27 protein-coding genes are annotated in these 20,692 nt (G+C 60.4%); 15 read left to right on the top strand and 12 right to left on the bottom strand.

What is annotated here, in order from left to right; translation table 11 throughout:
* The first annotated feature begins 451 nt into the window (after positions 1–451).
* From HYE77_RS20310 to pcp, 3 genes are read left to right on the top strand one after another with little or no spacing between them, the layout of a single operon-like run.
* Entirely contained in the window at positions 452–1,165 is a 714-nt protein-coding gene (locus HYE77_RS20310) for a DUF969 domain-containing protein (protein ID WP_003219990.1), read from the top strand.
* Positions 1,162–2,112, top strand: a complete 951-nt coding sequence (locus tag HYE77_RS20305) for a DUF979 domain-containing protein (protein WP_003219989.1) — start codon at positions 1,162–1,164, stop codon at positions 2,110–2,112. Before HYE77_RS20310 ends, HYE77_RS20305 begins: the two co-directional genes overlap by 4 nt.
* A 7-nt stretch (positions 2,113–2,119) precedes the next feature.
* A complete protein-coding gene (gene pcp, locus HYE77_RS20300; RefSeq protein ID WP_177020890.1) occupies positions 2,120–2,767 on the top strand; it encodes a pyroglutamyl-peptidase I in 648 nt (215 codons plus the stop codon).
* Here the strand turns inward: pcp and HYE77_RS20295 are convergent.
* The 5 genes from HYE77_RS20295 to HYE77_RS20275 form a co-directional block, all read right to left on the bottom strand.
* Complete coding sequence (locus tag HYE77_RS20295; RefSeq protein ID WP_003219987.1) at positions 2,760–4,172, bottom strand: heavy metal sensor histidine kinase; 1,413 nt, start codon at positions 4,170–4,172, stop codon at positions 2,760–2,762. The two genes, pcp and HYE77_RS20295, sit on opposite strands and share 8 nt — an antisense overlap.
* Positions 4,169–4,840 (bottom strand): heavy metal response regulator transcription factor, encoded by a 672-nt coding sequence (locus HYE77_RS20290; RefSeq protein ID WP_003219986.1) that lies wholly within the window; start codon positions 4,838–4,840, stop codon positions 4,169–4,171. Before HYE77_RS20290 ends, HYE77_RS20295 begins: the two co-directional genes overlap by 4 nt.
* Positions 4,841–4,891: 51 nt before the next feature.
* Positions 4,892–5,149 (bottom strand): DUF2790 domain-containing protein, encoded by a 258-nt coding sequence (locus HYE77_RS20285; protein WP_003219985.1) that lies wholly within the window; start codon positions 5,147–5,149, stop codon positions 4,892–4,894.
* 111 nt (positions 5,150–5,260) lie between these two features.
* The gene (locus tag HYE77_RS20280) at positions 5,261–6,031 is read right to left on the bottom strand and encodes an alpha/beta fold hydrolase (protein ID WP_008438701.1); all 771 of its coding nucleotides are present in this window, start codon (positions 6,029–6,031) and stop codon (positions 5,261–5,263) included.
* 161 nt (positions 6,032–6,192) lie between these two features.
* Complete coding sequence (locus HYE77_RS20275; protein ID WP_177069222.1) at positions 6,193–6,405, bottom strand: phage infection protein; 213 nt, start codon at positions 6,403–6,405, stop codon at positions 6,193–6,195.
* A 243-nt stretch (positions 6,406–6,648) separates the two neighbouring features.
* On the opposite strand from HYE77_RS20275, the gene HYE77_RS20270 reads away from it, so the two are divergent.
* Positions 6,649–7,323, top strand: coding sequence for an HAD-IA family hydrolase (locus tag HYE77_RS20270; protein WP_003219982.1), 675 nt, complete (start codon positions 6,649–6,651; stop codon positions 7,321–7,323).
* 16 nt (positions 7,324–7,339) lie between these two features.
* Here the strand turns inward: HYE77_RS20270 and HYE77_RS20265 are convergent, their stop codons facing one another.
* Both HYE77_RS20265 and HYE77_RS20260 read right to left on the bottom strand, forming a co-directional pair.
* A complete protein-coding gene (locus HYE77_RS20265) occupies positions 7,340–7,654 on the bottom strand; it encodes a hypothetical protein (protein WP_008438700.1) in 315 nt (104 codons plus the stop codon).
* Positions 7,655–7,813: 159 nt separating this feature from the next.
* Complete coding sequence (locus tag HYE77_RS20260; RefSeq protein ID WP_003219977.1) at positions 7,814–8,074, bottom strand: hypothetical protein; 261 nt, start codon at positions 8,072–8,074, stop codon at positions 7,814–7,816.
* Between the two features lie 170 nt (positions 8,075–8,244).
* Here HYE77_RS20260 and HYE77_RS20255 point away from each other — a divergent pair, with 170 nt between their 5' ends.
* Positions 8,245–8,703 (top strand): DUF2214 family protein, encoded by a 459-nt coding sequence (locus tag HYE77_RS20255; protein WP_003219974.1) that lies wholly within the window; start codon positions 8,245–8,247, stop codon positions 8,701–8,703.
* Between the two features lie 120 nt (positions 8,704–8,823).
* Here the strand turns inward: HYE77_RS20255 and csrA are convergent, their stop codons facing one another.
* Positions 8,824–9,018 (bottom strand): carbon storage regulator CsrA, encoded by a 195-nt coding sequence (csrA, locus tag HYE77_RS20250; RefSeq protein WP_003192511.1) that lies wholly within the window; start codon positions 9,016–9,018, stop codon positions 8,824–8,826.
* Between the two features lie 263 nt (positions 9,019–9,281).
* On the opposite strand from csrA, the gene HYE77_RS20245 reads away from it, so the two are divergent.
* Positions 9,282–9,659, top strand: a complete 378-nt coding sequence (locus tag HYE77_RS20245) for a hypothetical protein (protein WP_032899812.1) — start codon at positions 9,282–9,284, stop codon at positions 9,657–9,659.
* Between the two features lie 43 nt (positions 9,660–9,702).
* Here HYE77_RS20245 and HYE77_RS20240 read toward each other — a convergent pair whose 3' ends face one another.
* The 3 genes from HYE77_RS20240 to HYE77_RS20230 form a co-directional block, all read right to left on the bottom strand.
* Entirely contained in the window at positions 9,703–10,392 is a 690-nt protein-coding gene (locus tag HYE77_RS20240) for an endonuclease (RefSeq protein ID WP_177069221.1), read from the bottom strand.
* A 4-nt stretch (positions 10,393–10,396) separates the two neighbouring features.
* Positions 10,397–10,648 carry a DUF1654 domain-containing protein gene (locus HYE77_RS20235; protein ID WP_008438695.1) on the bottom strand — a complete coding sequence of 84 codons (252 nt, stop codon included), beginning with the start codon at positions 10,646–10,648 and terminating at the stop codon, positions 10,397–10,399.
* 231 nt (positions 10,649–10,879) lie between these two features.
* Positions 10,880–11,968: an asparaginase gene (locus tag HYE77_RS20230; protein ID WP_003219965.1), complete on the bottom strand. Its 1,089-nt coding sequence runs from the start codon at positions 11,966–11,968 to the stop codon at positions 10,880–10,882.
* A 566-nt stretch (positions 11,969–12,534) separates the two neighbouring features.
* Between HYE77_RS20230 and HYE77_RS20225 the strand changes: the two genes are divergently transcribed.
* Genes HYE77_RS20225 through HYE77_RS20195 form a run of 7 tightly spaced genes read left to right on the top strand, consistent with a single transcriptional unit; the run spans position 12,535 to position 19,503 of the window.
* On the top strand, positions 12,535–13,494 hold the full coding sequence (locus HYE77_RS20225) for a sugar ABC transporter substrate-binding protein (protein WP_003219963.1): 960 nt from the start codon (positions 12,535–12,537) through the stop codon (positions 13,492–13,494).
* 58 nt (positions 13,495–13,552) lie between these two features.
* Positions 13,553–15,106 (top strand): sugar ABC transporter ATP-binding protein, encoded by a 1,554-nt coding sequence (locus HYE77_RS20220; protein WP_008438693.1) that lies wholly within the window; start codon positions 13,553–13,555, stop codon positions 15,104–15,106.
* On the top strand, positions 15,103–16,080 hold the full coding sequence (locus tag HYE77_RS20215) for an ABC transporter permease (protein ID WP_003219960.1): 978 nt from the start codon (positions 15,103–15,105) through the stop codon (positions 16,078–16,080). The genes HYE77_RS20220 and HYE77_RS20215 overlap by 4 nt, the downstream gene beginning before the upstream one ends.
* A 3-nt stretch (positions 16,081–16,083) precedes the next feature.
* The gene (locus HYE77_RS20210; RefSeq protein WP_177069220.1) at positions 16,084–17,106 is read left to right on the top strand and encodes a LacI family DNA-binding transcriptional regulator; all 1,023 of its coding nucleotides are present in this window, start codon (positions 16,084–16,086) and stop codon (positions 17,104–17,106) included.
* 23 nt (positions 17,107–17,129) lie between these two features.
* Complete coding sequence (gene rbsK / locus HYE77_RS20205) at positions 17,130–18,047, top strand: ribokinase (RefSeq protein WP_008438691.1); 918 nt, start codon at positions 17,130–17,132, stop codon at positions 18,045–18,047.
* Positions 18,044–18,448: a D-ribose pyranase gene (gene rbsD / locus HYE77_RS20200; RefSeq protein ID WP_008438690.1), complete on the top strand. Its 405-nt coding sequence runs from the start codon at positions 18,044–18,046 to the stop codon at positions 18,446–18,448. The genes rbsK and rbsD overlap by 4 nt, the downstream gene beginning before the upstream one ends.
* 26 nt (positions 18,449–18,474) lie before the next feature.
* Complete coding sequence (locus tag HYE77_RS20195) at positions 18,475–19,503, top strand: nucleoside hydrolase (RefSeq protein WP_003219953.1); 1,029 nt, start codon at positions 18,475–18,477, stop codon at positions 19,501–19,503.
* A 33-nt stretch (positions 19,504–19,536) separates the two neighbouring features.
* On the opposite strand, the gene HYE77_RS20190 is transcribed toward HYE77_RS20195, so the two are convergent.
* Entirely contained in the window at positions 19,537–19,749 is a 213-nt protein-coding gene (locus tag HYE77_RS20190; RefSeq protein WP_076014608.1) for a hypothetical protein, read from the bottom strand.
* 142 nt (positions 19,750–19,891) lie between these two features.
* Between HYE77_RS20190 and HYE77_RS20185 the strand changes: the two genes are divergently transcribed.
* Both HYE77_RS20185 and HYE77_RS20180 read left to right on the top strand, forming a co-directional pair.
* A complete protein-coding gene (locus tag HYE77_RS20185) occupies positions 19,892–20,197 on the top strand; it encodes a hypothetical protein (protein WP_102368537.1) in 306 nt (101 codons plus the stop codon).
* Positions 20,198–20,344: 147 nt separating this feature from the next.
* Complete coding sequence (locus HYE77_RS20180; protein WP_008438688.1) at positions 20,345–20,665, top strand: I78 family peptidase inhibitor; 321 nt, start codon at positions 20,345–20,347, stop codon at positions 20,663–20,665.
* The last annotated feature ends 27 nt before the right edge of the window (positions 20,666–20,692 follow it).

Raw genomic sequence — 20,692 nt, 5'->3', positions numbered from 1 at the left:
GCGGGTCACCGTTCACCACGTGACCAAGCCGTCCAGCCCTTTATCGGACTTCAAGTACCTGAGCACGTTCTGCGCCGGGGCCTTCTCTTCAAACGGGCCGACAAAGGCGTGAGGCGGCTCATCGAGCACGGTGGGCACATCGAGCGCCCGCAGTTGCGCAACCCGTTCGCCAAACGCTTTGTCGTTATCGGCGTAGGGCGCACCACCCAGCCGCTGCGATACAAATGCCCTCTAACGCTTCAAACACCCACAAACTTTATTGGATTGCAGCAACAATTTTTCTTGTTGGACACCTCCCTCCCCAAGCAGCAAAGATGCGGCCACTGACGCTCGACCTTCCAGGTCAACAATAAAAAATCGAGCCGGGCTGCACGCCGTCTTCTTGCAGTGAACCCTTTGTTCACTACCTGCTTTACTGGCGCCGCAGCGCGCACTTAAGGACCTCACCACCATGCAAACTGTTGTGAACCTATGGCCGCTGATTGGCGTACTCGTCATCGTGGTCGGCTTTGTGTTGCGCTTCAATCCGCTGCTGGTCGTCACGGCGGCAGCGATTGCCACCGGGTTTGCCGCCCACTTTCCACTGGAAAAGATCCTCGCCACCATGGGCGACGGCTTTCTCCAGACTCGCGCCTTGCAATTGATCCTGTTGTTGCCCCTGGCTGTCATCGGCTTGCTGGAGCGCCATGGCTTGCGCCTGCATGCGCAAAACTGGATCGCGCGCTTTGAGCGGGCCACGGTTGGGCGCTTGCTGATCATCTATCTGTTTGTGCGTGAATCCACAGCGGCCATGGGCCTGACGAGCCTGGGCGGGCACCCGCAGATGGTGCGCCCGTTGCTGGCGCCGATGGCGGAAGGTGCGGCGGAAAAACGCTATGGCAAACTCCCCGACAAGCTTCGCCACAAGGTCCTGGCCATGTGTGCCGCGACCGACAACGTCGGGCTGTTTTTTGGCGAGGATATCTTCGTCGCCTTTGGTGCGATTGCGTTGATGCACACCTTCCTGTTGGGTTCGGGGATTGATGTCGAGCCTCTGCACATTGCGGTCTGGGGCATCCCGACGGCGATCTGCGCCTTCATCATTCACGCCATCCGCTTGCACCGCTTTGACCGAATGCTGACCCGAGAGCTGTTGCCGGCCAACACAGCGGAGGCGGCGCAATGATCATTTCCATTCAATACCTGTACTGGCTGGCCGGCGTTCTGCTGGTGATCACCGCCGGGATGATCCTGATGGATCGCACCCACCCCAAGCGCTGGTCGAGTTCGTTGTTCTGGCTGCTGTTTGCCATTCCGTTCCTGGTGGGGGAGCGCCTGCCCTCGGTGGTGGTCGGCGTGGGCGTGGTGGTGATGGCACTCATCGCGGGCCTGGGCGGCGTAGGCCGCGGCGCGCATGCCCAGTTGCATGACAAGGCCGCACGGGCCAGCGCTGGTCGCCTGGGGCATAAATTGTTTATCCCGGCATTGGCCATTCCGTTGACTACGGTGATCGGCTCGGTATTGCTCAAACACACCGAGATCGGCGGCGTGCCGCTGCTGGACCCGAAGAACACCACCTTTGTTTCCCTGGGTATCGGCTGCCTGATTGCACTGGCACTGGCCTGCTGGCTGACGCGGGACACCCCGGTGCAAGCCCTTCGCGAATCCCGGCGCCTCACCGAAGCGCTGGGCTGGGCGATGGTGCTGCCGCAGATGCTGGCGATGCTCGGGCTGTTGTTCAACGAAGCGGGCGTGGGCACAGCGGTGGCGCACATCACCACCACCTATATCAACCTGGATTACAAGCTGGTAGCGGTGATGGTGTATGTGTTGGGCATGGCACTGTTTACCGTGATCATGGGCAATGGCTTTGCCGCCTTCCCGGTGATGACCGGCGGCGTTGGCGTACCGGTGCTGGTGGGCATCTACGGCGGCAACCCGGCGGTGATGGCTGCCATCGGCATGTTCTCCGGTTACTGCGGTACGCTGATGACACCCATGGCGGCCAACTTCAATATTGTCCCGGCGGCGTTGCTGGAGCTGCCGGATAAAAACGCGGTCATCAAGGCACAGATGCCGACCGCGTTGATGATGCTGGTGGTCAATATTGTCCTGCTTTACCTGCTGATGTGAGGCTGTAATGCGCACTGTATTGCTGACGGGTTTCGAACCGTTTGACCAAGACCTTGTCAACCCGTCCTGGGAGGCGGTACGCCTGTTAGAGGGTGTGCAGCTGGGCGCTGATGTGCGGATTGTCGCGCGGCAGTTACCCTGTGCCTTTGCCACGGCGGGCGAGCGCCTGGCTCAGCTGTTGGCCGAACACCGCCCGCAGATGGTCATTGCTGTCGGGCTGGGCCCCGGGCGCAGTGATATTTCCATCGAGCGGGTCGCGATCAACCTCAACGACGCGCGGATCCCGGACAACCTGGGTGAGCAACCTGTCGACACGGAAGTGCTGCCCGGCGGCCCTGCGGCCTACTTCGGCACCTTGCCGAGCAAGGCCATGGTGAGGGCCGTGCGCGAGGCCGGCATTGGGGCCAGCGTGTCGCAAACCGCCGGCACTTTCGTGTGCAACCAGGTGTTCTATCTGTTGCAGCACGCGCTCGCCGGGTCAGGGGTACGCAGCGGTTTCATCCATGTGCCGTGGCTGCCCGAGCAGGTGGTGGGCCGAATACCCGAGCCGGCCTCGATGGCATTGCCGATGCAGGTCGAGGGCTTGCGGATTGCGTTGCTGACGGCCTGGAATACCTTGGTGGATATCAGTGAAACGGGTGGGCAAGTCAGCTGAGGTTTTCGGCTTCGCGTCCCGGGAAAAACAACGCGAAGCAGGTCACACCGTTCTCGCTGCTCACGCTGTATCGGCCGTTATGCAACTGCATGATGGTCGCGACAATCGACAGCCCCAATCCATTGGAATGCGCCGAACGCTCCCGTGATTCATCCACGCGATAAAACCGCTCGAACAACCTGGGCAAGTGCTCCGCCGGGATGGTCGCGCCGTGGTTGGTCACCGTCAGGTTGATGCCTTCGGCGCAGGGTGTGGCCTGGATCAGCAGTTCAGAGGCGGGCGCACCATATTTGATGGCGTTGGCGCACAGGTTGGCCAGGGCACGGCGCAGCAGCATCGGCTCGGCCCAGATCACACCGGCGCCCTGGGCGAGGATGCTGATATCGACATCGCCCGCCAGGCCTTCGAAGTAGTCGGCCATGCGTTCCACTTCATCGGCCGCGTCCAGTTCCTGGCGCTGGCGCAGTGCACTGGCCGGGTCGGTGCGGGCCAGGAACAGCATGTTGTCGAGCATGCGCGCCAGGCGTTCGAGTTCTTCGACGTTGGAGGCCAGCAGTTGCTGGTAGGCCTCGATGCTACGGTGTTGCTGCAGCGCCACCTGGGTTTCCCCGAGCAAGTTATTGATCGGCGTGCGCAGTTCGTGGGCCATGTCGGTGGAGACCTGGCCCAGTTGCACAAAACCCTTGGCCAGGCGTTCGAGCATGGTGTTGAACGAATCAATCATCGGCAGCAGTTCTTTGGGGGCGCCGTGGCTGTCGAGGCGCGCGGCGAGGTTGCCGACGCCGATGCCCTGGGCATGCACGGCCAGGCGCCGCAATGGCAGCAGGCCGCGATGCACCATCAGGTAACCGACCACCGCCAGTACCAATGCCGCGATGCTGGCGAGGATATAGACACTCAGCCGGTAGCTGGCGAGCACTGCGGTGCGCTCGGTCATCAACCGCCCGGTAGTGACTTGCAGGCTGCCCAGGTCGCCTGAATCGATGGTGGCGGCGAGGGTGGAGAAGGGGACGCCATTGACGCCGGGTAAATGCTGCACGTCGGCGAATTCCAGGGCGTGGTCCCGGGGCACCGGTGCAACGTCGGGCATGTCGATGTTGCCGGGGTTTACTTCCAGCAGCGGTTTCTGCCCGGGTGCGGCGATGCTCAGCACCGATTCGCGGTTGCCCAGCATGTTCTGGAACAGTTCGGGCTTGGTCTTGATCAGGTCCAGGGTGTTGCTGTCGTTCAGCAGGTTGCGCAGTTGGTCGACGCGGTAGATCAGCGCAGCGTCGTCGCGGTGGATCAGTTCGCGCTCAAGGTCGCGGTACAGCGCCACGCCGAGGGTTGCCAGCAGGGCGAACGCCAGCAGGGCGAAGATCAGCGCCAGGCGCAGCGTCAGGGAGTAATGCCGGGGCTTGCTCATGGTTGCGTATCGAAGCGATAGCCGATGCCGCGCACGCTATGGATCAGCTTGAGCTGGAACGGGTCGTCGATTTTCAGGCGCAGGCGGCGCACGGCCACGTCGACCACATTGGTGTCGCTGTCGAAATTCATGTCCCACACCCTTGAGGCGATCAGCGAGCGCGAGAGTACCTGGTCCTGATGGGTGGCGAACAAGTGCAACAAGGCGAACTCCTTGTTGGTCAGGGTGATGCGCACGCCGCCACGGCTGACGCGGCGCTTGAGCACGTCGATCTGCAGGTCGGCGATCTGCAAGTGTTCTTCTTCACGGCTTGGCCCGCGCCGGGTCAGGGTGCGCAGGCGCGCCACCAGTTCGGCGAAGGAAAACGGCTTGATCAGGTAATCGTCGGCGCCCAGTTCCAGGCCCTTGATGCGGTCGGCAATATCGTCCCGGGCGGTCAGGAACAGCACCGGCGTGTCGGCTTCCTTGCGCAGGCGACGCAGCACTTCCCAGCCGTCCATCTTCGGCATCATCACGTCCAGCACGATCACGTCGAACGGGGTTTCCAGGGCCTGGTGCAAACCGTCCACGCCATCGCGGGCAAGGCTCACGGAGTAACCCAGTTCCTGCAGGCCGTTAAGCAGGTAGTTGCCCGCCTTGGGCTCGTCTTCGACTACGAGGATATTCATGGGATTCGCCCTGGTGATGTGCAGTTCTTGCGTGGCGCAAGTGTAGCCCGATCAATTGTCATTGGGGCAGCCGATGCCCTGTACTTGATAGTCCAGCACGTGTTCGCGGCCCTGGCTGTCGAGGTAGTCGAGGCGCGCAGGGACAATGCCGCACTGGCCGTAGGTATCGGTGCTCGACAGTACTTTGGCCACGTCCATGTGCATGAAGAAGCCGGGGGTGTCATGGATCACCGAGGTGGTGGCGGTGGTATCGGCAAAGGCCGAGCCGGTGGCGAGGAGGGCAGCAAAGCCGAGGATAAACAGTTTCATGGCGGTATCTCTCTTTAAGGGTTGGCTGCCGGTATCCGGCAGTGAGTTCACAGTAACCAGGCGACACAAACAGCCAGCCAACAGGATGATGACAAGATCGTAATGAAGGGCTTAAGGCTGGCGGCCGGACGCTTCGAGGATCAGGTCGGTGATTTCCTTGGCGTGGGAAACCAGGGACAAGTGGCTCGATGGCACCTCGATGGTGGTGGCGTTCATGCGCTTGGCGAGAAAGCGTTCCAGGTCCGGGTTGATGGTCTGGTCATTGCTGGACACCGCATACCAGGACGGCTTGGTGTGCCACGCGGCGTTGACGGTGCGACCGCTGAACAGGGTCTTGGCGATCGGTTGTTGCACGGCGTACAGCTCCATGGCCTTGGCGTGGGGTACGTCGGCGGCAAAGTACTTGAGGAAGGCGTCCTGGTTCAGGGTCAGGTAACCGTCGTGCTCCACCACACCGGCCCGCACGGGTGTGCTTGGGTACTTGGCGGACAGGGCGACGAAGTCTTCGTTGGCGTCCGGAGCGCGGGCGGCGACGTATACCAGGGAGCTGACCTTGGGGTTGGCCCCGGCGTCGCTGACCACGGTGCCGGCGTAGGAATGGCCGACCAGCACGGTAGGGCCGTCCTGTTGATCGAGTACGCGATTGGTGGCAGCGACGTCATCCGCCACCGAGGTCAGCGGGTTTTGCACGGCGGTTACATGCAAGCCGGCGGCCTGCAGGCGGGTAATCACTTCGGACCAGCTGGAACCGTCGGCCCAGGAGCCGTGTACCAGCACTACGTTATTGGCTTTCACCGGTGCAATCGGGCCGGCCACGGCGGCGCCGGTCCCCAGCATCAACAGGCTGGCGGCGATCAGGCAGAGTTTGCTTGCAGGTTTCATGGGCGGGCTCGCTTCATTTTCAGTGGGAAGTTGGGTCACCCGCTGTGGGTGACTGACGACTTCACTGTATGAAGTGAGGGTGCGGGCAACACTGACAGCTTGATGACAAGTTTGTAATGCAATGGGCAGCCGGAAGGCTGCCCTGGTTGGACGGTGACCCATCAGACAGTACGGGCTGCTTGCAGGCGTTCAGCGCCGCCTTCCGCCAGGCCGTGTTCGTGCAGGCGATCTGCGCCGCCCTCGGCGAGCAGGTGGGATGACTGGTCTTTGACCGCGCCAGCGTCGGTGTCGGCCGACGCCATGGATGACAGCCCGAGGCCCGCGATGACAGTCAGGCCGAGTACCAGGGACGAAGCTTTCGAGAGATTGAACATGATGAGGCTCCTACGCGTGAGTCAGCCGGATTGGCTGGTGGTCGTAGTTAATCGCCGGGGTGTATCTGCCATGTGTGCCCAGGCGTGGCGAAATGCGGGTTCGCGTATCCAGGCGGGGTTCCCATACAGTCCGATACAAACCACGGGAAGGTTTACAGCGTTTGGGCCGATCCGTAGATTGCACCAGGCAAGTGGTTCGTCAGCGCCCAAGACCGGGTGACGAAAGTAAGAGGAAGCCGAGCAGTGTCCACCCGCGATTCAGCTGTATTCGCCCACCGTTACCGCGCCTTTCTGTTCGATATGGATGGCACACTCCTGAACTCCATTGCCGCCGCCGAGCGCGTATGGGCCACCTGGGCTGAACGCCATGGGCTGGATGTCGAGGCCTTTCTGAAGACCATCCATGGTGCCCGGGCCATCGATACCATCACCCGCCAGGCGTTGCCCGGTGTGGACGCGCAGGCTGAGGCGCAGTGGATTACCGAGGCTGAACTTGAGGATGTGGAAGGGGTGGTGGCGATTGCGGGCGCGGTGGAATTCCTCAACGCATTGCCCGGCGATCAATGGGCGCTGGTTACGTCTGCCCCCAAGGCACTGGCTCTGCGCCGTATGCAGGCGGCCGGGATCAACCCGCCGGCGGTGCTGGTCACCGCGGAGGATGTCGCCAGCGGCAAGCCGGATCCGGCCTGTTATGTGCTCGGTGCGCAACGGCTGGGAGTACCGGTACAGGACTGCCTGGTGTTTGAGGATGCCAGCGTCGGGATTCGCGCCGGCGAGGCGGCGGGGGCCGATGTGATGGTGGTGACGTCGACCCACCTTGTGCCCATGGTCACCGCGCATCCTTCGATTGACGGGTATGAGCGTCTACAGGTTCAGCGGGACGAAGCCGGGCTGTTGCATCTACAGCGCCTGGCGTAAAAAAAGGCCGACCCGGTTACCCGGATCGGCCTTCTTCGTAAAGGGGCGGTTCAACGTTGGAGCCGTTTCCAGTCAGCGTCTGCAGGCGGTTGCCCTTGAGCCCCTGGCGGGACAAGACCATTTCCTTGAGGATTTCGCTGGCAAGCCTGGCAATCGCCTCCGGCCCTCGATGGTGGGCGCGGACGATGCCGGTCACTGCAAAGTGATCAGCTTCCGGGCCGCTGAGAATCGCGGAAAGCGTGCCATCGGCATGCAGGGTGCAGACGATTTTGTAGCTCGGCAGGCGCGCTGCCAGTGCTGATTCGATTTCGCTTTTACTCAGTGTGTCCATCAGCGCTACAACCTTTCACCGACCGTGCATGCCCAAGCATAGGTTGTGTCGCGCAGCTGTAAATACCGGCGATCTGATAGCAAGTGCGGCGACGGTTTCAACCCGCTTGCGGGATACACCGCGCTGGGGCAACGAACTTCAAGATGAAACCCAAAGCCGTCAGGATGAGGCTTTGCGGCGATCACTGTGAGGCGCGCGCCGGCACAGTCTGCGATGGACGGCGACCTGAATGGGCTTGAGGCAGAAGAAAAACAAGTACGCGCTCAGGAACAGCGTCAGGTCCAGCCATGAGTAGGCTTTGTCGGAGGAACCTTCGATTTCGAACTTGAGGCCATACTCCAGCGCCACAAACGCCACGCTGATCAGCGTGACAATCAACCAAGACTTGGATAAGTAAGGCTGTTTAACGGTACGCCTCATCAACGTGCTCCTTGGCGCGCTGCAGACTGTAGGGGATTTGTCACGAGATTCGGCCCTGGAAAACTCCACAAGTTCCCTTTGTTTGCAGGCTGTTTCATGCGTTGAACGCAGCCAGCGACTATTACTGAGAAGTGTTCCTGCCATGTGTCATACAAAAGGGAGTACGCCTTATGTTGGTTCAGTGGTTTCTTGCAGCAGTCCATTTACTGGCATTCGCCATGGCATTGTCGGCCGTGCTTGCGCGTGGCAAGGCATTGCGCGGTGTATCTGATAGTGACCCATCCACCCTGCGCCGCGTATTGATCGCGGACAACATCTGGGGAATCAGTGCCCTGGTGTTATTGGTAACCGGTGGCCTGCGGGCCTTCGGCGGCTACGAAAAGGGCAGTGATTATTACCTGCACCAGCCGTTGTTTCACGTGAAGATGACGCTGCTTGTATTAATTTTGTTACTGGAGCTCGCGCCGATGATTCGCTTTATCAAATGGCGCATCGCGTTGGCGCGTGGCACGCGCCTCGATTTGCACAAGGCAGGTCTTTTTGCGCGCATCAGCCATGTGCAGGCGTTACTGCTGGTGCTGATGATGATTGCAGCGAGTGGCATGGCACGCGGTGTCGGCCTGGGATGACGCTGGCCTGACGCTGGAACAAGGGAATAGGGCGCGCTGGCCGCGGGAAGCCGCGAGCAGGCTGAAAGAGGTTTTCGCCAGCCGTTACAGTGAACGAAAGGGCTGGCTACTGGAGGCGCTTCAAGGTGTCTGGTTTTTATCCGGAGCCGTCAGGCCCGCCTGGATACGTTGGTAGATCTCCTCGCGATGCACGGCAACGTCCTTTGGAGCATTGATGCCGATTCTTACTTGCTGGCCGCTAACGCCCAGGATGGTGATCGTGATGTCATCACCGATGTTTATGCTTTCACCGACTTTGCGGGTGAGTATCAGCATGGACTTCTCCTTGATTGCTTTGAAGGACACATGTTTCAGACAGGGCAGATGTCGGATGTGTGTAGCTTACTGCGAAGCGCTTCCCTGTGGCTGCCTCTTTTAGGACGCATAGAGGCGGCATTAATTCCCATGCCGCCATCATACAGGTCTGCGATACATCATTCGCATTGTTTAAGCCAACGTTTATGACGGCCAGAATAGACAGTGAATGATAAAGTCGCCTCTTTGATCCTCTAAGGAGCAGGGTAGTGCGTAAAGTAGCGATGGCAATTGCGGTGTTGGCATTGGCCGGTTGCGGTGAAGGTAAAAGTGTCGACGCCCCCAAGGCCAGGCCTGCCGTTGCCGAGGCGCCCGCCCAGGCGCAACCTGCGGTCGGCGCGATCGCCTCTCAAGAATGGGATGTATGGGTGGGGCCGCCGGATCACAAGCTGCAGGCGATGACTGACCTGACCGCGTGGTTGCTGGAACACGGTTTCAGTTTCTATCTGGCGAAGGAAGACGGTAAGGACCAGGTGCTGCTGGGCCCATTCAGCACCAAGGCCGAGGCCGAGGCGAAACAAGCGCAGTTGACCGAGAAACTGGCCACTGCGAAGAAGAATGACACGGTGTCCGAGGTCATCGAACACAAGGTTGCGCAGTAAAGAGTCGACAAGCGGGAGGCCATGGCGCTCCCGCTTTTTTCGTTCAGCCGCAGGCTTTCAAGTTCACCGGGCCGACAAATTCATTGCCGCGCCCCATCACGCACGCCACGGTTTGATTGCGCTGGCGTTCCCAGGGCTGTACCGGGTAGGTCTTGTTCCAGGCTTCATACAGCTGGCGATCCTGTTTCGACAGGCGCAGGCCATACTGCTTGCTCATATAGAAATAGGTTCGGGCGATCATGCCGCGAATGGAAGGGCGGGGCATGACCTTCTTGGCCTTGAAGTCCACCTGGGTCAGGCATGATCCATATTGGCCGCTTTGTACCGGCAGCCAGCCAAAACTGAAATTGTTTCGGTCGCCATTCACCTCGCCGATGCTCGGCACCAGGTTGTGCAGGTCGGCTTCGGCCCGCTTGTAGACCGCGTCCTTGCGGGTGCAGTTCTTGCGCCCGCCATCCTGCCAGCACTGGCGCTGATGGCCGATCTGCCAGGCCGGAACAATGTGTTCCCATTCAATACGTGCCGCCCGGTTGGCGTTTTTGCGCGGGATATAGCCGCAGGCTTTCAGGTCTACCCGGTTGCCGTTGTATTTGCAGCCGCAATAGAACTCCGTGGATTGCGGTTCATACAGTTTCCAGGCGATTTTCTTGGCTTCGCTGAATGTCTTGGGGGCTTGGGCTTGAGCGGTAACAGCAAAAAACACACACAACAGACTGATAAAACGGACACTCATTGACTCAATCTTCCTTCGGCACAACCCAGAAAATCTGCACGCCGCCGTCATCGCGATAGGCGAGGGTGACGTTGTCGTTTTCTGCGATCTCCTCCAGTAGTCGTGCCCACTCGTCTTCCGGTTCCTCCGGCAAACGGAAGATCAACGCCGCCTTGTTCTTCTGGGCGTTGGTGGAATTGATGATTTTTTGCACGCGAACGGCCAGGCGTTGATAGGCGTCAGGCGCTGCGGGTGCTGCGGAAGAAGGCTTTGCCACGGAGTATTCCTTATTAGGCTGTACGTGCATACAGTATTTAACTGTGGGCAATTTCGCAACTGCTTAAAATTCAAGAATTTCTTCTGACATTGGTTTTGCCGATTTGGTGTAGGAACGCTTTGTTTTTCAAAGGTTTTTTTTGCGCGGGGGATAAAGCGGGGGAAATCAGACCCGCTCGCGGTACGCCACGAGCGGGATGGCCCAACCGTTGCCGGCCGGGCCCGGGAGCGATCAATATTCCCAGAACATCCGTTGCAGTTCCTTGCTGTCCTGGGTCTTGGTCAGGGCGACCATGGCCAGGATGCGGGCTTTCTGCGGGTTCAGGTCATGGGCAACTACCCAGTCGTATTTGTCGTCTGGTTGTTCGGCGTTACGCAGAACGAAACCACCGGCATTCACGTGGGAAGAGCGAATGATCTGTACGCCTTGCTTGCGCAGTTCCTGCAGGGCAGGCACCACCTTGGACGACACCGAACCATTGCCGGTACCGGCATGGATGATGGCTTTCGCGCCGGCCTGGGCCAGGGCCTTGTAGGCGGTGTCGCTTACGTTGCCATAGGAATAGGCGATTTCGACGTCCGGCAGGCTTTTGATGGTCTTGATGTCGAATTCCGAGTTCATGGTGTGACGCTTGGCTGGCAGGCGGAACCAGTAGGATTTGCCTTCTACCACCATGCCCAGCGGGCCCCATGGGCTCTTGAACGCTTCAGTCTTGATGTTGATCATCTTGCTGACGTCGCGACCCGACTGGATCTCGTCGTTCATGGTCACCAGTACGCCTTTGCCGCGGGCGTCCTTGCTGCCGGCGACGGCAACGGCGTTGTACAGGTTGAGCATGCCATCAGCCGACATGGCGGTGCCTGGGCGCATCGAGCCGACCACGACGATTGGCTTGTCGGTCTTTTCCACCAGGTTGAGGAAGTAGGCAGTCTCTTCCAGGGTGTCGGTACCGTGGGTGATCACGATGCCGTCGACGTCCTTGCTGTCGGCCAGTTCGGCGACACGACGACCCAGTTGCAGGAGGTTTTCGTTGGTGATGCTTTCGGAGGCAATTTGCAATACTTGTTCGCCGCGGACATTGGCGATCTGGCTAAGCTCAGGAACACCGGCGATCAATTGTTCGATGCCGACCTTGGCGGCCTGGTAGGTCGCACTGTTGGCCGCGCTGGCGCCGGCGCCGGCGATGGTGCCGCCGGTGGCAAGGATCACCACGTTGGACAGTTTTTGCTGGGTTTCAGCTTCTTTTGCCTGAGCGGCAACGGGGAACAACAGCAGGAGGGCTAACGCGCCCGGTACGAAAGTTTTCAACGCAGATTTCATTATTCTTCTCTCTAGTTTTGATGAGTGCTGATGCAGGTTCATCTAGAAACACCCGGGCGGTTCTGAACGCCACGAGGTGCTGAGTAAGAGCAGGATTTGTACCAGCGGGATTTTGTTTGGCAATAGAATTTAACCTATTGATTTATATCTATATTTGTTTGATTTGTAAGTAAATGGCTTGGTCTTCTGTCCGGCTTTCCGAACAAAGCGGTGCGCGGGTGTTCGGTTGTCCGAAAAGGATGACGGAAAAGTTTGGTTTTAAACGCAGGAGGCACGCCGCGACCTGTCGTTTCAGAGAACGATCCAGCAACGCGGATGTTTAAAGGGGGTACCGGATGGCTTCGAGGGCAGGGCGTAAAGCGGATTCAACAAAAGGCTGTTTTCTCCCGTTGACAAATCTCGACAAGCTTCTCATAGTTTGACCTAACGCAAACGTTTGCGAGATGTTTCACGGGGTGCTCCTCGAGTGTCGTGAAAGCTCGTATCAGCCGCCCGGGTGGGTTGGCTGCCGAAGCGTTCTTCGGTGCAAGCGTTGCTCACAATAATCATAAGATCGGAGTGAACCCATGAAGCTGCCATTTGCTGGACGTCTTCTTGCTGTCGCTGTGCTTGCTGCCGCATCCGCTGCCCTGCCTCTTTCCTCTGCATTTGCTGCCGAGACCGCCGCCAAACCCAAGGTCGGCCTGGTGATGAAATCCCTCGCCAACGAATTCTTCGTCACCATGCAAGACGGTGCCAAGGAATACCAGAAAGCCCACGCCGCCGACTTCGACATGATCACCAACGGGATCAAGAACGAAACCGATACCAGTGCGCAGATCGATATCGTCAATCAGATGATCCTGTCGAAGGTTGACGCGATCGTCATTGCTCCCGCCGACTCGAAAGCCCTGGTCACCGTGCTGAAAAAGGCCTCCGACAAAGGCATCAAGATCGTCAACATCGACAACCGTCTTGATGTGGATGTGCTGAAAAGCAAAAACCTTGATATCCCGTTCGTAGGTCCAGACAACCGCAAGGGCGCGCGCCTGGTCGGTGAAGAACTGGCCAAGCACCTCACCAAGGGTGACCAGGTTGGCATCATCGAAGGTGTGTCCACCACCACCAACGCCCAGCAGCGTACCGCTGGCTTCAAGGACGCGATGGATGCCGCCGGCATGAAGATCGTCTCCACCCAATCCGGTGAGTGGGAAATCGACAAGGGCAACGCGATTGCCGCTGCCATGCTCCAGGCAAACCCGAACATCAAGGCGCTGCTGGCCGGTAACGACAACATGGCACTGGGCGCAGTATCCGCCGTACGTGGCGCCGGCAAGGCTGGCAAGGTGCTGGTCGTAGGCTACGACAACATCGAGGCCATCAAGCCGATGCTGCAGGACGGCCGTGTCCTGGCCACCGCCGACCAGGCTGCTGCCCAGCAAGCCGTTTTCGGTATCCAGAACGCTCTGAAGCTGGTCAAGGGTGAAAAAGTCGATGCCGTGGATGGCATGATCGAAACCCCGGTCGAACTCATCCTCAAGAAGTAATTCCCCGGCAGCACAAAACAGCGTCCGCTCACCCGAGCGGACGCCTGGAGACGTTCCTATGTCATCTTCCGCACCGAACGCTGTCCTCTCGGTCAGCGGTATCGGCAAGACCTATGCCCAACCGGTTCTGTCCGACATCACCCTGACGCTCAATCGTGGGGAAGTGTTGGCGCTTACCGGTGAGAATGGCGCGGGGAAAAGCACCCTGTCGAAAATCATCGGCGGGCTGGTCACCCCGACCGACGGCCAGATGCAGTTCAATGGCCAGGCCTACACGCCAGGCAGTCGGACCCAGGCTGAAGAGCAGGGCATCCGCATGGTCATGCAGGAGCTTAACCTGCTGCCAACCCTGACGGTCGCTGAAAACCTGTTCCTCGATAACCTGCCCAGCCACGGTGGCTGGATCAGCCGCAAGCAACTGCGCAAGGCCGCCATTGAAGCCATGGCCCAGGTCGGCCTGGACGCTATCGACCCGGACACCCTGGTCGGCAGCCTCGGCATCGGCCACCAACAGATGGTCGAAATTGCCCGCAACCTGATCGGCGATTGCCACGTACTGATCCTCGACGAACCCACGGCGATGCTGACCGCCCGTGAAGTCGAGATGCTGTTTGAACAAATTACCCGCCTGCAGGCCCGGGGCGTGGCGATTATCTATATTTCCCACCGGCTCGAAGAACTGGCCCGGGTTGCCCAGCGCATTGCGGTGCTGCGTGACGGCAAGCTGGTGTGTGTCGAGCCGATGGCCAACTACAACAGTGAGCAACTGGTCACGCTGATGGTGGGCCGCGAACTGGGCGAGAAAATCGACCTGGGCCCGCGCACCATCGGCGCGCCGCTGTTGACGGTAAAAGGCCTGACCCGCTCGGACAAGGTCCGCGACGTGTCGTTTGAAGTGCGTGCCGGCGAAATCTACGGCATCTCCGGCCTGATCGGTGCGGGCCGTACGGAGTTGCTGCGCCTGATCTTCGGCGCCGACCTGGCCGACAGCGGCACCGTGGCCCTGGGCACACCGGCGCAAGTCGTCAGCATTCGCTCGCCCGTCGACGCGGTTGGCCATGGCATCGCCCTGATCACCGAAGACCGCAAGGGCGAAGGCCTGCTGCTGACCCAATCCATCGGCGCCAACATTGCCTTGGGCAACATGCCGAAGGTGTCCAGCGGTGGCCTGGTGAACAGTCGTGACGAAACGGCCTTGGCCAAGCGCCAGGTCGACGCCATGCGTATCCGCAGTTCCAGTCCAGCGCAGCTGGTGTCCGAGCTGTCGGGTGGCAACCAGCAGAAGGTGGTGATTGGCCGCTGGCTGGAGCGCGATTGCGCGGTGATGCTGTTCGATGAACCGACCCGAGGCATCGACGTCGGCGCCAAATTCGATATCTATGCGTTGCTCGGCGACCTGACCCGCCAGGGCAAGGCGCTGGTGGTGGTGTCCAGCGACCTGCGTGAGTTGATGCTGATCTGCGACCGCATCGGCGTACTTTCCGCCGGGCGCCTGATCGAGACCTTCGAGCGCGACAGCTGGACCCAGGACGAATTGCTTGCCGCTGCTTTTGCCGGCTATCAGAAACGTGATGCGCTGCTCAACGACGCAGCGCCTAGGAATACCCCATGAAAACCACTTCCTCCCCCGCAAAACGTGGCGGCAACTTCTATGGCCTGGGCACCTACCTGGGCCTGGCCGGCGCCTTGCTGGCGATGATTGCGCTGTTCTCGTTCCTGAGCGACCACTTCCTCTCGTACGACACCTTCAGCACCCTGGCCAACCAGATTCCCGACCTGATGGTGTTGGCAGTCGGCATGACCTTCGTGCTGATCATCGGCGGCATCGACCTGTCGGTAGGCTCCGTGCTGGCCCTGGCCGCATCGGCCGTCAGTGTGGCGATTCTCGGCTGGGGCTGGAGTGTGTTGCCGGCAGCCGTGCTGGGCATGGGCTGCGCCGCGTTGGCCGGGACCATTACCGGTTCGATCACAGTGGCCTGGCGGATCCCGTCATTCATCGTGTCCCTCGGCGTGCTGGAAATGGCGCGCGGCGTGGCGTACCAGATGACCGGCTCGCGTACCGCATACATCGGTGATTCGTTTGCCTGGCTGTCCAACCCGGTGGCCTTCGGCATTTCACCTTCGTTCATCATCGCGTTGCTGGTGATCATCGCCGCGCAGCTGGTGCTGACCCGTACCGTGTTCGGTCGCTACCTGATCGGCATTGGCACCAACGAAGAGGCCGTGCGCCTGGCGGGTATCAATCCCAAGCCCTACAAGATCCTGGTGTTCAGCCTGATGGGCCTGCTGGCGGGTGTGGCGGCGCTGTTCCAGATTTCGCGCCTGGAAGCGGCCGATCCCAACGCCGGTTCCGGCCTGGAGCTGCAAGTGATCGCTGCGGTAGTGATCGGTGGTACCAGCCTGATGGGCGGGCGTGGCTCGGTCATCAGTACCTTCTTCGGCGTGCTGATCATCTCGGTACTGGCGGCAGGGCTGGCGCAGATTGGCGCCACCGAGCCGACCAAACGTATCATCACCGGTGCCGTGATCGTGATCGCGGTGGTGCTCGATACTTACCGCAGCCAGCGCGCCAGTCGGCGAGCCTGAGCCATGGCAACGATCAAGGATGTGGCCGCGCTGGCGGGGATTTCCTACACCACGGTGTCTCATGTGGTGAACAAGACGCGCCCGGTCAGCGAGCCGGTACGGATCAAGGTCGAGGCGGCCATCAAGCAGCTCGACTATGTACCCAGTGCGGTCGCGCGCTCGCTGAAGGCCAAGACCACAGCCACCATCGGCCTGTTGGTGCCCAACAGCCTCAACCCGTATTTTGCGGAACTGGCCCGGGGCATCGAGGATTACTGCGAGCGTAACGGCTATTGCGTGATCCTCTGCAACTCCGACGATAATGCCGAAAAGCAGCGCAGCTACCTGAGGGTGCTGCTGGAAAAACGCATCGACGGCTTGATCGTGACCTCGGTGGGCGGCGACGACAGCGGCCTGGCGACAGGCCTCAAGGCGGTGCGCACGCCGATGGTCATCGTCGACCGTGCATTGGACGGGATCGATGTCGACCTGGTGCGCATCGACCATGAACAGGGCGCTTACCTGGCGACCCGGCACTTGCTCGATCTGGGTCATCGCGACATTGCCTGCATTGGTGGCCCGAGTCACACCCGCGTGGCGCAAATGCGGATGGCGGGTTACTACCGCGCCTTGGCCGAGGCGGGGCTCGAAGTGCCGGCCGGCCGTGTGCTGGAAAGTGATTTCACCAGTACCGGTGGTTACGCGGCCGCGGCGCAATTTCTGGCGGATAATCCCCCCAGCGCGATTTTTGCCGGCAACGACATGATTGGCTTCGGCGTCTTGCGCGCCGCTGCCGAACGTAATATCCGGGTGCCCGGTGAGCTGTCGGTGATCGGGTTTGATGATATCCAGATGAGCCAGTACGTGTACCCGGCGCTGACCACCGTGGGCCAGTCGATCCTGCAGTTGGGAGAGATGGCGGCCGAGCTTTTACTGCGACGAATTGCGACACCCCAATTGCCGATCGATCAGCGCATCGTGACGCCGAGTATTGTCCTGCGCGAGTCGACGGCGCCGTTGGCCGGTGTGTTTGCCCAATACCGCTGAACCGAATTGATGAGTACTGATGTATGCCAGCAAAAGTAGTGGTAATAGGCAGCCTGAACATGGACCTGGTCACCCGGGCCAGTCGGCTGCCCCGCGCCGGTGAAACTCTGATCGGCCAATCGTTTTCCACCGTTCCCGGCGGCAAGGGCGCGAACCAGGCGGTCGCTTCGGCGCGCCTCGGGGCTGAGGTCGCCATGGTCGGCTGCGTGGGCACCGATGCCTATGGCGCGCAATTGCGCGACGCGTTGCTGGTGGAGGGCATTGATTGCCAGGCCGTCAGCACCGTCGACGGTTCCAGCGGCGTGGCGCTGATCGTGGTGGATGACAGCAGCCAGAATGCGATCGTTATTGTCGCCGGTAGCAATGGCGAGCTGACCCCAGCCAAATTACAGGCATTTGACAGTGTGCTGCAGGCTGCCGACGTGATTGTCTGCCAGCTGGAAACGCCGATGGAGACTGTCGGCCATGCCCTCAAGCGCGGTCGCGAGCTGGGCAAGACGGTGATCCTGAACCCGGCGCCGGCCAGTGGTCCGCTGCCCGAGGATTGGTACGCCGCCATCGACTACCTGATTCCCAATGAAAGCGAAGCCTCGGCCTTGAGCGGTGTGGTGGTCGACTCGCTGGACAGCGCCAAGGCCGCCGCCACACGCCTGATCAAGGCCGGTGCTGGCAAAGTGATCATTACCCTCGGCTCCGAAGGCGCGTTGTTTGCCGATGGCCAAGGCTTCGAGCACCTGGTCGCGCCCAAGGTCAAGGCGGTCGATACCACGGCTGCCGGTGACACCTTCGTCGGCGGTTTCGCAGCCGCGCTGGCCAACGGCAGGAGCGAGGCCGAGGCCATTCGTTTCGGCCAGGTAGCCGCCGCGCTGTCCGTGACCCGCGCGGGTGCGCAACCCTCTATTCCCACATTGCATGACGTCCAAGGTTTTGTGCCCTCATGAAAAAGACTCCCTTGCTCAATATCGCGCTGTCGCGGGTGATCGCGTCCCTTGGCCATGGCGACATTCTGGTGATCGGTGATGCCGGCTTGCCGGTGCCGCCGGGTGTCGAGCTGATCGACCTGGCGCTGACCAAAGGCATTCCGGATTTCGTCAGTACCTTGCGCATCGTCCTCAGCGAGATGCAGGTGGAAAGCCACGTGCTCGCGGAAGAAATCCTGCTCAAGCAACCGCCGGCCCTGGCGGATCTCAATACCCTGACCGAACAGGCCGCCCTCGGCGAGCGCCGCCTGGTCAGCCATGAAGAGTTCAAGCAGCTCAGCCGCAAGGCGAGGGCGGTGGTGCGCACCGGCGAGTGCCAGCCCTACTGCAATATCGCGCTGGTTTCCGGCGTAACGTTCTAGAATTCCCCAACGACAAGGAGTGCGTCATGCAACGTGGTACCCAAACCCTGCGACACCTGTTCCGGAGTGTGCTGCTTTTGTCCGTGCTAACTGCTGCAAGCGCCCACGCGGCGGAAAAAATCGACCTGATCATCGACACCGATCCCGGTGCCGACGACGTGGTTGCCTTGCTGTTCGCCATGGCTTCGCCCGATGAACTGCAGATCCGCGCGCTGACCACCGTTGCCGGTAACGTGCGCCTTGACAAGACCTCCCGCAACGCACGCCTGGCCCGCGAATGGGCAGGGCGCGAGGACATCCCGGTATATGCCGGTGCACCGAAACCGATGCTGCGCACGCCGATCTACGCTGAAAACATCCATGGCAAGGAAGGTATCTCCGGCGTCACCGTGCATGAGCCGAAAAAAGGCCTGGCCGAAGGCAATGCCGTTGATTACCTGATCAAGACCCTCAGCACCGCCAAGCCCCACAGCATCACCATCGCCATGCTCGGTCCGCAGACCAACCTGGCGCTGGCATTGACCCAGGCGCCGGAGATCACTCAAGGCATCAAGGAAGTGGTGGTGATGGGCGGCGCGCACTTCAACGGCGGCAATATCACGCCGGTGGCCGAGTTCAACCTGTTCGCCGACCCGATCGCGGCCGAGATCGTGCTCAAGAGCGGCGTCAAGCTGACCTACCTGCCGTTGGACGTGACCCACAAGGTCCTGACCAGCGACGCACGCCTGAAGCAAATCGCTGCGCTGAACAACAACGCGAGCAAGGTGGTGGGCGATATTCTCAATGAATACGTCAAGGGCGATATGGAGCACTACGGCATCCCGGGCGGCCCGGTGCATGACGCTACCGTCATTGCCTACCTGCTCAAGCCTGCGCTGTTCAGCGGCCGTGAGGTCAACGTGGTGGTGGACAGCCGTGAAGGCCCGACCTTCGGCCAGACCATCGTCGACTGGTACGATGGCCTGAAACAACCGAAGAACGCGTTCTGGGTTGAAAATGGCGATGCCCAGGGCTTCTTCGATCTGCTGACCGAACGCCTTGGTCGCCTGAAGTAAACAGCCTGCCGGTCGACGTTCGTCGGCCGGGTCTTATTCGCGCTCGGGGTCTGGCGCCCCCATGTGATCGGCCGGGTATTTCTCGAATACCTGGCCGATGAATGCCTGCGCGGCCTGTGTGCCCAGTTCCTTGACCAGCAGGTCGATACCGATGATTGCCAACTCCTCCGGGCTGCCCGGGCTATAGGAGCTTTGCCCTTGGGGCCACTTGGCTTTGATGTCGGCGTGGATCGTGACGATGGTCATGGGTGTCTCGCGAGGCTGAAAGGCGGTTAGTGCGTTCTGCGTGTGGAGTTAACCATTTTGCGCCGTGTTTGGCACTGCTACTTAGGCATGAGGGGAGGGCTGTGCGACACTGTCCGCCTGTTTAATTGCCAGGGCAAACCGCGTGCAGATCGACTTGAACAACCCCGTCAACCTGACGCTGGACGCTGTGCGGCAGCTGCTTGCGTCCGCCAGTGACAACGTTCACACCCAATTGCGCGTTACCAATGCCGGCATTGCCTACATTTCTTCGGGCGTGGTGGGTGGCGTCGATATCGACGGCCTTCTGTTCCGCCTGGAGACCTGGGCGGCGGGTTCGGGTTATGTCGGCAACGTCGCAGCCAGCGACGAGGTGTGGGTGATGCAGATTTTCAACGCGCTCAAGCAGAACTGGCCAACGCCGCCGTTTGATTACATCGACATCTACTGAGTGCGTTCATATCTGGTGACGATTGATTCGCCAGCGCCCGGTGTCGACTCAGGCAGACTGGCCCACAGCCAATTGTGACAATTCTGAAACCAATCGGCCAAACCACGGTCGCACGATCTCTGTCCATTTTTTCTCAAAGGAGGCTTCATGCCTTGGAAGCTCGCATCATTCGGTACTTTGTTGGCTGCGCTCGCCTTGTCGGGTTGCAGCACCCCGGGTACCTCTGAGCCAGCCAAAGACACTGCCGTGACCGATGCTGGTCATAGCCGCTGTGAGGCGAAGGCTGCCGAGTTCGCAATCGGCCAGAAAGCTTCGCCACAATTGCTGGAACAGGCCCGTAGCCGCGCCGGAGCGCAGAACGCACGCATTCTCAAGCCAGATGACATGGTCACGCTGGAATACCGCTCCGATCGCCTGAACCTCAATACCGATGACAACCTTGTGATCAATCGGGTCAATTGCGGCTGATTGCTCCAGCGCTTTTCTCCAGGCCAT

Origin of the sequence: Pseudomonas sp. IPO3774 (assembly GCF_013386835.1) — a bacterium.
In the GTDB taxonomy this organism is placed as follows: Bacteria; Pseudomonadota; Gammaproteobacteria; order Pseudomonadales; family Pseudomonadaceae; genus Aquipseudomonas.
This window is presented reverse-complemented; position numbering and strand designations above follow the sequence as displayed.

Excerpts from the sequence above, each read along its gene's own strand:
- HYE77_RS20310 (WP_003219990.1), top strand. The coding sequence starts at position 452 with ATGCAAACTGTTGTGAACCTATGGCCGCTGATTGGCGTACTCGTCATC.
- HYE77_RS20305 (WP_003219989.1), top strand. The coding sequence starts at position 1,162 with ATGATCATTTCCATTCAATACCTGTACTGGCTGGCCGGCGTTCTGCTG.
- pcp (WP_177020890.1), top strand. The coding sequence starts at position 2,120 with ATGCGCACTGTATTGCTGACGGGTTTCGAACCGTTTGACCAAGACCTT.
- HYE77_RS20295 (WP_003219987.1), bottom strand. The coding sequence starts at position 4,172 with ATGAGCAAGCCCCGGCATTACTCCCTGACGCTGCGCCTGGCGCTGATC.
- HYE77_RS20290 (WP_003219986.1), bottom strand. The coding sequence starts at position 4,840 with ATGAATATCCTCGTAGTCGAAGACGAGCCCAAGGCGGGCAACTACCTG.
- HYE77_RS20285 (WP_003219985.1), bottom strand. The coding sequence starts at position 5,149 with ATGAAACTGTTTATCCTCGGCTTTGCTGCCCTCCTCGCCACCGGCTCG.
- HYE77_RS20280 (WP_008438701.1), bottom strand. The coding sequence starts at position 6,031 with ATGAAACCTGCAAGCAAACTCTGCCTGATCGCCGCCAGCCTGTTGATG.
- HYE77_RS20275 (WP_177069222.1), bottom strand. The coding sequence starts at position 6,405 with ATGTTCAATCTCTCGAAAGCTTCGTCCCTGGTACTCGGCCTGACTGTC.
- HYE77_RS20265 (WP_008438700.1), bottom strand. The coding sequence starts at position 7,654 with ATGGACACACTGAGTAAAAGCGAAATCGAATCAGCACTGGCAGCGCGC.
- HYE77_RS20260 (WP_003219977.1), bottom strand. The coding sequence starts at position 8,074 with ATGAGGCGTACCGTTAAACAGCCTTACTTATCCAAGTCTTGGTTGATT.
- HYE77_RS20255 (WP_003219974.1), top strand. The coding sequence starts at position 8,245 with ATGTTGGTTCAGTGGTTTCTTGCAGCAGTCCATTTACTGGCATTCGCC.
- csrA (WP_003192511.1), bottom strand. The coding sequence starts at position 9,018 with ATGCTGATACTCACCCGCAAAGTCGGTGAAAGCATAAACATCGGTGAT.
- HYE77_RS20245 (WP_032899812.1), top strand. The coding sequence starts at position 9,282 with ATGGCAATTGCGGTGTTGGCATTGGCCGGTTGCGGTGAAGGTAAAAGT.
- HYE77_RS20240 (WP_177069221.1), bottom strand. The coding sequence starts at position 10,392 with ATGAGTGTCCGTTTTATCAGTCTGTTGTGTGTGTTTTTTGCTGTTACC.
- HYE77_RS20230 (WP_003219965.1), bottom strand. The coding sequence starts at position 11,968 with ATGAAATCTGCGTTGAAAACTTTCGTACCGGGCGCGTTAGCCCTCCTG.
- HYE77_RS20225 (WP_003219963.1), top strand. The coding sequence starts at position 12,535 with ATGAAGCTGCCATTTGCTGGACGTCTTCTTGCTGTCGCTGTGCTTGCT.
- HYE77_RS20220 (WP_008438693.1), top strand. The coding sequence starts at position 13,553 with ATGTCATCTTCCGCACCGAACGCTGTCCTCTCGGTCAGCGGTATCGGC.
- HYE77_RS20215 (WP_003219960.1), top strand. The coding sequence starts at position 15,103 with ATGAAAACCACTTCCTCCCCCGCAAAACGTGGCGGCAACTTCTATGGC.
- HYE77_RS20210 (WP_177069220.1), top strand. The coding sequence starts at position 16,084 with ATGGCAACGATCAAGGATGTGGCCGCGCTGGCGGGGATTTCCTACACC.
- rbsK (WP_008438691.1), top strand. The coding sequence starts at position 17,130 with ATGCCAGCAAAAGTAGTGGTAATAGGCAGCCTGAACATGGACCTGGTC.
- rbsD (WP_008438690.1), top strand. The coding sequence starts at position 18,044 with ATGAAAAAGACTCCCTTGCTCAATATCGCGCTGTCGCGGGTGATCGCG.
- HYE77_RS20195 (WP_003219953.1), top strand. The coding sequence starts at position 18,475 with ATGCAACGTGGTACCCAAACCCTGCGACACCTGTTCCGGAGTGTGCTG.
- HYE77_RS20190 (WP_076014608.1), bottom strand. The coding sequence starts at position 19,749 with ATGACCATCGTCACGATCCACGCCGACATCAAAGCCAAGTGGCCCCAA.
- HYE77_RS20180 (WP_008438688.1), top strand. The coding sequence starts at position 20,345 with ATGCCTTGGAAGCTCGCATCATTCGGTACTTTGTTGGCTGCGCTCGCC.